General features: G+C 47.6%; 6 protein-coding genes and 1 tRNA gene. 2 read left to right on the forward strand and 5 right to left on the reverse strand.

Annotation, left to right across the window (positions count from 1 at the left end; all coding sequences use genetic code 11):
* Positions 1-191 precede the first annotated feature (191 nt).
* A complete protein-coding gene (gene rpoD, locus Q4486_RS02530) occupies positions 192-2,000 on the forward strand; it encodes an RNA polymerase sigma factor RpoD (protein WP_303415766.1) in 1,809 nt (602 codons plus the stop codon).
* Between the two features lie 148 nt (positions 2,001-2,148).
* Positions 2,149-2,225, forward strand: a tRNA-Ile gene (locus Q4486_RS02535).
* Between the two features lie 242 nt (positions 2,226-2,467).
* Here the strand turns inward: Q4486_RS02535 and Q4486_RS02540 are convergent.
* The 5 genes from Q4486_RS02540 to Q4486_RS02560 form a co-directional block, all read right to left on the reverse strand.
* The gene (locus tag Q4486_RS02540; protein WP_303518094.1) at positions 2,468-4,378 is read right to left on the reverse strand and encodes a PepSY domain-containing protein; all 1,911 of its coding nucleotides are present in this window, start codon (positions 4,376-4,378) and stop codon (positions 2,468-2,470) included.
* Positions 4,366-4,689 (reverse strand): hypothetical protein, encoded by a 324-nt coding sequence (locus tag Q4486_RS02545; protein ID WP_303518096.1) that lies wholly within the window; start codon positions 4,687-4,689, stop codon positions 4,366-4,368. Before Q4486_RS02545 ends, Q4486_RS02540 begins: the two co-directional genes overlap by 13 nt.
* A 22-nt stretch (positions 4,690-4,711) precedes the next feature.
* Positions 4,712-5,182 (reverse strand): DUF2271 domain-containing protein, encoded by a 471-nt coding sequence (locus Q4486_RS02550; protein WP_303518097.1) that lies wholly within the window; start codon positions 5,180-5,182, stop codon positions 4,712-4,714.
* Between the two features lie 13 nt (positions 5,183-5,195).
* Complete coding sequence (locus Q4486_RS02555) at positions 5,196-5,585, reverse strand: PepSY domain-containing protein (RefSeq protein ID WP_303518098.1); 390 nt, start codon at positions 5,583-5,585, stop codon at positions 5,196-5,198.
* Between the two features lie 79 nt (positions 5,586-5,664).
* Positions 5,665-6,897: a ferric reductase-like transmembrane domain-containing protein gene (locus Q4486_RS02560; protein ID WP_303518100.1), complete on the reverse strand. Its 1,233-nt coding sequence runs from the start codon at positions 6,895-6,897 to the stop codon at positions 5,665-5,667.
* Between the last annotated feature and the right edge of the window lie 29 nt (positions 6,898-6,926).

Genomic DNA, 6,926 nt, shown 5'->3' on the forward strand with positions numbered 1-6,926 from the left:
GAAAAATCCTCCCACCGACACCATATAAGTTAACGAATTACAGGATTTTTACAGCAAGTCGCTGAATATAGTCTATTTTTAACAGGTAATTCTATAAAACAAGCATGGCCTTTTTCCTAGCAAATTAGGTACTTCATCGTTATAATGGCCTGCTCAAATTTTCATCCATTTTTTTCAAGTCACAGGGTCCTATGTCCGATACTTCTCAGCAACAGCAGTCTCGCCTCAAGGAATTGATCGCGCGTGGTAAGGAACAAGGCTACCTTACCTACTCTGAAGTCAATGACCATCTACCCCAGGACATTGCCGATCCGGATCAAGTAGAAGATATCATCCGCATGATTAATGACATGGGTATTTCCGTGTCAGAAGAAGCTCCGGATGCTGAAACACTTCTCATGACCGAAGGCGATTCCGCCGAAGTAGAAGCCGATGAAGAAGCAGTAGCAGCATTAGCTGCCGTTGAATCAGACGCCGGCCGAACGACAGACCCCGTTCGTATGTATATGCGCGAAATGGGCACCGTTGAGCTACTGACCCGAGAAGGTGAAATAAGCATTGCAAAACGCATAGAGGAAGGCCTACGCGAAGTCATGTCTGCTGTAGCATGCTTCCCTGGCACCGTTGATGCAATTATCGAAGCCTATGACTTAACTATTGCCGAAGAAGGTCGTCTAAGCGATATATTCAGTGGTTACATCGACGCTGATGATGACGATGTTATTCCGCCTCCTGGCCCTGTTGCATCCAGCGAAGACGATGACGACGATGAGGAAGAGAAAGAAAAAGGCCCAGATCCAGAAGAAGCTGCACGTCGCTTTGGCTTGGTTCGCGAACACCTTATCGCCTTAAAAGATGTCGTAGAAAAACATGGCCGCGGCACTAAAGAATACCGCAAAGCACAAGACGCATTAGGTGAAGTCTTTTCACCTATCAAGTTATCACCTCGATACTATGAAGCCCTTGTTGATAGAGTACGCTCCACAATAGAAAATGTACGCCGACAAGAACGCATCATTATGCGCATCTGTACACAGCGCGCAAAAATGCCGCGCAAAACTTTTATTAAAGAATTCCCAGGTAACGAGACGAATCCTGAATGGTTCACCTCTGTTATTGAATCATCAAATGACTATGCACGCGCAATCAAAACAAACTTGATTGAACTTAAACGCGCGCAACGCAAACTGATTCAAACTGAAAACGAAACAGGCATCAGCTTAACTGAGATCAAAGAGATCAACCGCGCAATGTCAATTGGCGAAGCACGTGCACGCCGCGCGAAAAAAGAGATGGTTGAAGCTAACCTTCGTCTTGTGATCTCTATCGCTAAAAAATACACCAACCGTGGCTTACAGTTCTTGGATCTCATTCAAGAAGGTAACATCGGCCTTATGAAAGCAGTTGATAAATTTGAATATCGCCGCGGTTATAAGTTCTCGACTTATGCTACTTGGTGGATTCGTCAGGCGATTACGCGATCAATTGCCGACCAAGCGCGCACTATTCGTATTCCAGTTCATATGATCGAAACGATCAACAAGCTGAACCGCATATCCCGCCAGATGCTACAAGAGATGGGTCGTGAAGCGACACCGGAAGAGCTAGCTGAACGCATGGAAATGCCTGAAGATAAAGTACGCAAAGTATTAAAAATCGCCAAAGAACCGATCTCAATGGAAACACCAATCGGTGACGATGAAGATTCAAGCCTAGGCGATTTCATTGAAGATATCACCATCTCTTCACCTGTAGACTCCGCAACTGGCGAAGGCCTACGCGAAGCAACACGTGAAGTACTAGCAGGGCTGACAGTGCGCGAATCTAAAGTACTGCGTATGCGTTTCGGCATTGAGATGAATACCGATCACACCCTAGAAGAGGTTGGTAAACAGTTTGATGTAACCCGCGAACGCATTCGTCAGATCGAAGCAAAAGCACTACGTAAGCTTCGTCACCCAAGCCGATCAGAACATCTACGCGGCTTTATAGACGACTAGTAAATTCTTTTAAATCAAACTATTGCGCCAATGATTCTGACTAGGTATTATTGGCGCCCTCTCCTTTTAGGAGAACCTCAAACCAAATGATATTAACTCAGTTTTGATAAATATCGTATTGGTTTCGCAAGAGAATTCTTGCATCTGAGGGCCTATAGCTCAGTTGGTTAGAGCGCTCGACTCATAATCGATCGGTCGCAGGTTCGAGTCCTGCTAGGCCCACCACTTTATTCAATTAAATCAATTAGTTATAGCCTAAGTAGCGATCAAAAACAACTCAACTGAGTTCTGATTAATCTACTTATCTATTCAGAACTTCCCCTTTTTCATTTAGATACATAACCAGTACCTAACAGTTAATACAGCTCCCCTAGATATAAAAAAATGTTCTTTTTCCATCCGCTTAATCGCCGAAAAAGGATCTCATCAGAAAACAACTTGGCTTAGCGACCCATCCAATGGATCAGTTAATAAACATCTTCACGGTAGCGCCCCTGAGCTTTCAGTGTCGCCACATCGATCCCCAGCGGGGCGATTACCTTGTCCAGTGCCGCCGCTACGCTACTCGCCATGTTGCGACCGCCACATATTAAAAGCTGCGCCCCCTCCTCGATCAATTGACGTAGCACCACCTCATCTTCAGTAATCTTATTCTGCACATATGCGCCTTGGTTGATGCGGGAGAAAACCGGATTTAATTTAGTTAACCGCTGATCTTTTAGGTAGCGCTTTAGTTCGGTCTCATAGAGAAAATCAGACTGTGGAGAGCGACCGCCCCAATAAAGGTGTATCGGGTGATGTGCTTTATTGTTGCGGATAAAACCCACTAACGGCCCAATGCCGGTGCCCGCGCCGATCAGTATTATCGGTGCTTTGCCCGATGCTGGACGAAAGCTCGGATTAAGCTTAATGAAAGCCTTAATGGTGTCACCAACGGATAATCCATGAAGAAAATCTGAGCATAAACCGTCTGGATGATGACGAACGCAGATCTCGAGCACGCCATTCTTCGATGCGGATGCTAACGAATAAAACCTCGGCACACTGCTGCCTGGGGCTAAGATACCCACAAGATCACCCGCATCAAAATGCGGTAAACCGGTGCGTCTCAGTAAACGATTTAACAGACCGTTATTACGCTCTACCGATGACTTGAAGCGTAATACCGCCGTTGGTGCTTGCACCGCTGCACCGTAATCGACGCGTTCGACAAGCGTTAACGTCGTGCTAGCGGGATGAACCGGGACATGCTCGAGTGTTAATTCCCTGTTGATGACGCTACCCACTGCATGGCCCCAGCGGGCAAACTCCTGTGGCGATTGTCGATGAATAGTGTCGAGTGGTAGTAGTTGCGGCCAGCCCTTGGTGATGAGCGCGGCCTCAACCTCTTTGGCAAACTGGCAGAACTCAGGGAACTGTCGATCACCAAAACCTAATACGGCAACAGGAACATCGGGTGTCTTCGACATTTTCGCCAGTCGTGTCAGAAAATGATTCGCCGATGCCGGTGCGTCACCATCCCCATAGGTGGCGGTCAGCATAAACATCCGTTTTGCCTGTGGATAATGATGGCCAACCTGATTCATGGATGCGGTGTGAACCTGAAATCCTAAGCGATGAAGGGCGTCATGCAGGGTTTTGGCAAAGCCCCACGTACTGTTACTTTCACTGCCAACCAGAATGATGGTATCGGCAACGCGAGCAGCACTATTATGATTAATGGTTGTGGCGGATTGTTTACGCTTCCACCAGATCTGGATACCGGTCCATGCCATCAATGGCACAGTGAGCGCACTCAAGCCAAGCAATAGGCCAAGCCACCATAGCCCTTTGCCGGTGTGTAACATGTAGATAAACTCATAGAGTTTTTGTGGGTTACCGTAAGCTTGATAAGAGAGCAGCTGACCGGTTGCTTGATCAACAAAGCCGCTTCCTTGGTCGGTGGTAATTGAGTAAACGCCCATTGGGTCGTTTGGATAGGGATAAACCAGCTCTCTGAACTCGGTAATCGGGATCGCTTTTAATGCCGATAGGGTATCAATGGGGGCAGGCACACCGCCATCGACATGGGTTGGAAAATCGGGCTCAGCCGATGAGTAGTCGGGTATCAACTCAAAAGTCATGGCTGACATATACAGGCCGGTAGAAGCTGATAATATCAGGCCCAGTACCGCCACTCGACCGACCTCGGTATGTAGTCGTTGCTTAAAGGGCCCTTGGATCGGTCGAAACATATGGCGCCAACCGCCGAGGCGATTGATCAACATGAAGGCACCGGAAAAGGTTAACAGCAGCATAAAGAAAGCCGCAACCCCAGCCACCACTCGTCCAGGAGTCCCCAACAGATAAGAACGGTGCAGGTTTTTTATCCACACCATAATGGGTGAGCTGGAATAGGCGCCAATCGTTGCCCCGTTAGCGGGTTGATTAGGTCCGCTCCTGTTTGGTCGCCGTCAGTAAAGTAAACAATAATACTGCCTGACGGATGTCGTTGTATTTGCTCAGTGCCAGGGTAGCGAGTGATAAGCTTACCCGCTAGCTCCGCCACGCTGATTGATGATGTGCCCGCTATTTTAGCCTGTGAGCGCTCTAAAATCGGATCAAGCGAAAGCACAGCACCGGAGATGGTGAGCAGCACAACGAACAGTGTTGCTATTAAGCCGGACAGGGAGTGAAACTGACGTAACATGACGGGGTTCCTAGGCAGTCATTTAAAACGAGTAGGTGAACGTTTTGATATAACCGCGGCCATTATTGGGTTTATCGACCCCTTCACTAGTTAATGGCACGACAACATCATTACGGTTGTCTCGCATATCTTCGACAGCGGTATCAACGTGGAGCTGAAATCCTGCATCAATATAGGTGTCGGGCAGATCAAGGGTGACCGTTAATGTCTTACCCTCTGTAACGCTGGCACCGGACAGTCCATCGTATTCACTTTTACGTTGACCACTTCCTCGCGCCCAGCCGCTCAAGTGTTTGTAATATTTTGATTTTTTCCCTGCCACCCATAGGGTCTTTTGATACTGACCTTCGGCATTGGTTAAATAGATGGCTAGATAAGCACCATCACCGCCATAGTTTTTTAGCTGAGTGGTCAAGGTGACATCACGTGCATAGGATTGCGAGGATAGTAAAGTTGCAGCCATCAAACACAGGGTTGTTGCTAAACGTTTCATGGTTTTATCTCCCTTATTCGATTGTGACTTTTGGTTTGTTTGTTGGCGTGTTACTACCGGAGTTTAAGTCGCTAGTTGATGATGGTTGGGCTTGGTTACCTAAGTTCAGGTAGTCGGATGCGTCATCTGAATCATCAAATTTTATTTCAAGTTCGATAATCCTTAGTGAAGCGGGTGAGAATTTCGCTTCAACTCGATGACCTTTGCGATCTCGTCCTTTGAGCTCATAACAGCCATCGTCCACTTTGATCCGTTTTACCTCCCATCCATTGTCTAGCATCATCTGACGAAGACGCTCTTTAGGTTGCCAATCAACGGTTGGATCGGTGCAATCATCGCTGGCTAGCGCGGCACCACTGATCAAACAGGTGCTTAAAAAGGCAGTAATTAGTGTATTTTTCATGTTGTACCTCCTAATGACTTCATTGTTTATCCTAAACCTCTTTCCTGACATTCAGCTGAAGGCGGTCAGTGTTATAGGTTTAGCGCAGTTCAAATGCTTCCTGTCGGAACGACAGAGACCCTTGTAAATTTTCCCGTAGCTCTTTTTCTAAGGTATTGGCCCAGCTTGAGGGACCACAAAACCAAACCTCCATCGCTTTTGCCTTAGGGTGTTGTGTGAGGAGTTGCTCAGCCGTGAGTGTGTGGCCCTGACTGCTGTCATGTATCTGCAGCTGGATGCCGCTTAAACCGTTACAGGCTGCCTTTAGTCGCTTAACAAAAGGATCTGTCGCGCCATCATGGGTGGAATAATGCAGTTCAGCTTCGACAGAGTCTTCCCGCTGATCTTGCAGTGCTTCAAGCCATGCTAAGAAAGGGGTGACACCAATCCCGCCGGCGATCCAAATTTGTGCCGCATTCTGTTTTCGCTGTTTGAAGTTAAATTCTCCATAAGGTCCCTCAACGGTAACGGTGTGGCCGATTGTTAACCGATAACCCAACTGCCGCGTATAGTCGCCTAACCCTTTAATGTGAAAGGTGATCTGACCATTACCATGATCCGCACTGGCAATGGTAAAAGGGTGGGCACCCTCGCTAGGCTCAAAGGTCACAAACGCAAACTGGCCGGCACGGTGACCTTTCCATGGGCGCTCCAACTGACACTTCACTTCGGTGATACCCATGGCTGAAGTTGCGATGGAAGTGATGGTGCCCTGCACCTGCCGTGATTTCCCTATCAGCCCTTTGATCGATAAGAGGCTAGCGAAACTTCCGCCTGCGAGTAATAATCCCATCAGCCATCCAATGGGTTGTTGCCACCAAACCAAAGGCGCTAGCCAGACCGCGTGAAAAACGAGTGCTAGATAAATAAACGGCATAGCACGGTGTACAGAGTGCCAGAGGTTGTAAGGAAAGCGTTTCCACAGCGTCAGTATTAGCATGGCAAACACCAGATAAACGCCCCATTCGCCAATCCCTTCTGCCGCCTCCCTCATCATATGGATAAAACCTGAAAAGTCTTGCTCAGGCAAACGTCCAGCTCGGCCAAAGAGCGCTTTAACGAGATCATCACCCATCTCAATTAACCAGTGAGATAGGGCAAAAACAACCGCTAAAATACCGGCCCATTTATGCAGGCGATAAATTTGATCGAGACCATTAAAGGATGTTTCTAACCAAGCTGGACGAGTAGCCAGCATCATAGTCACTGACATGAATGCGATGGATAACAAGTGACTATGGTTCCCAGTCAAGTATTTAGACCATTTTTTCATCCCAGTATGTTCCGTTTTTCACCATCGTA

This window comes from Neptuniibacter sp. 2_MG-2023 (genome assembly GCF_030547495.1).
GTDB lineage: Bacteria > Pseudomonadota > Gammaproteobacteria > Pseudomonadales > Balneatricaceae > Neptuniibacter.